This is a genomic window from Vibrio sp. Vb0667 (assembly GCF_033391095.1).
The window spans coordinates 1-1,777 of the sequence record NZ_JAWPOL010000106.1; the positions used below are offsets into that span (position 1 = coordinate 1).

Consider the following 1,777-nt stretch of genomic DNA (forward strand, 5'->3'; position numbering starts at 1 on the left):
GACATCATCGATATGGACAAATTCGACCGTCGCAAGCTTGAACTGTTACCTGCGCCATTGAACTTTGAAGACTTTGTCGCCGAGATAGAGAGTATTTCGGCGCTCATGGCGGAACAAAAAGGACTGCGTTTCGACTTAGAACGTTTGAGTGACTTACCAAAAGCGATCGAGGTGGATGCGACCCGTTTACGCCAGGTGATTTGGAATCTAGTGAGCAACGCGATGAAGTTCACCAAAGAAGGTGGCGTTGTAATGACAGTCAGCGCTGATGTCGAAGAAGACTTCGCGACTATCATTATGGAAGTCGAAGACACTGGCATCGGTATTCCTGAAGCTGAACTGGATAAGATTTTTGCTATGTACTATCAAGTTAAGTCGGGCAAAGACAACTTGCATGCGGTAGGTACAGGCATTGGGTTAGCGGTTTCGAAACAACTGATCAATATGATGGATGGGGACATTACGGTCACAAGTGAAGAAGGCTTTGGTAGTACTTTTACTGTGTCGATTCACGTTCCTATTGTTGAACTCGAAGAGCCGGTAATCGATGCGAAGCGCGACAATGTGCATCTCAACATCTTTATGGTTGAAGACATTGAACTTAACGTGACGGTGGCTAAGTCGCTGCTAGAAAGTTTGGGGCATTCCGTGACGGTCGCGATGACTGGGGAAGAAGCGTTAGTCAACTTTGTGCCGGACCAATACGACCTTGCGCTGTTGGACATTCAACTGCCAGACATGACAGGGTTTGATGTGGCGAAGTACTACCGTGAGCATTATGACCACTTACCTCCGTTGGTGGCGTTAACGGCGAACGTGATGAAAGATCGTCGAGAGTACTTAGAAAATGGAATGGATGACGCAATCAGTAAACCATTAGCTGTGCATGCTATTCAGTCAGTGATAGATAAGTTCTTTGTTGATCGAGTCGATAAACCCGCGGTGATTGTTAAGCCTGAAGTCAAGGAAGAAGCGGCGCCTTCTCCTGTGATTGAGACACATCTACTGGATCTGGATATGCTAGAGTCTTATGTGGATATTGTCGGCGTTAAACCCGTGTACGACAGCATCAAGATGTTTGAAGACATGATGCCAGATTACATTGAGGTATTAGACTCAAACATGACCGCAAAAGATCAGGATGGCATTGTTTCTGAAGCGCATAAAATCAAAGGTGCGGCAGGATCTATTGGTCTTAAACGTATCCAAAGCGTTGCTCAAAAAGCGCAATCCCCGGATATGCCGGCATGGTGGGAAAATATTTCTGACTGGGTCGAAGAGATAAAGAATGAATACCAAAACGATATTCAGGTACTCAAAAGTTGGTTAGATCAAAGGAAATAACATGAAGAAACTTGCACCCGTAGCCTTACTTATTGCATCGCTCGTAGGTTGTAGTTCTGTTCCTCAAGTGAACTGGCAACAAGGCAGCCAAATTACGATGAATCAGGTGAATGTTGAACTAAAGAGCAATCTTTGGGTGAACTTAATGCCTGCGATTGAGGAAGAACCTGTGCAAGACGTTCAAGAGTTGAGTATTCAAGGTGCTTTGTATCTGGAAGGCGACAAACAGCTGCCTGCGAATTTGACTGCTGAGGCTCTGATTATAAAGCAGGGTACTACCGAGTGGATGATTGATGGTGGGGACTTGGAAACTCGCACTCACAGCGAAAATCAGTGGGAAGTGACGTTTACTTGGCAAGTTGAAGCCGATACAGATAAATCCGTCGATTTGGCGTTGCTGCTTGATGATGCGGGTAAACAACGTTGGCTTGTG

2 protein-coding genes are annotated in these 1,777 nt (G+C 45.6%); both read left to right on the forward strand.

The window, feature by feature from the left end:
• The coding region (locus R8269_RS23745) for an ATP-binding protein (RefSeq protein ID WP_318222720.1) at window positions 1-1,344 on the forward strand (1,344 nt) is incomplete at its 5' end.
• Between the two features lies 1 nt (window position 1,345).
• The coding region (locus R8269_RS23750; RefSeq protein WP_318222721.1) for a hypothetical protein at window positions 1,346-1,777 on the forward strand (432 nt) is incomplete at its 3' end.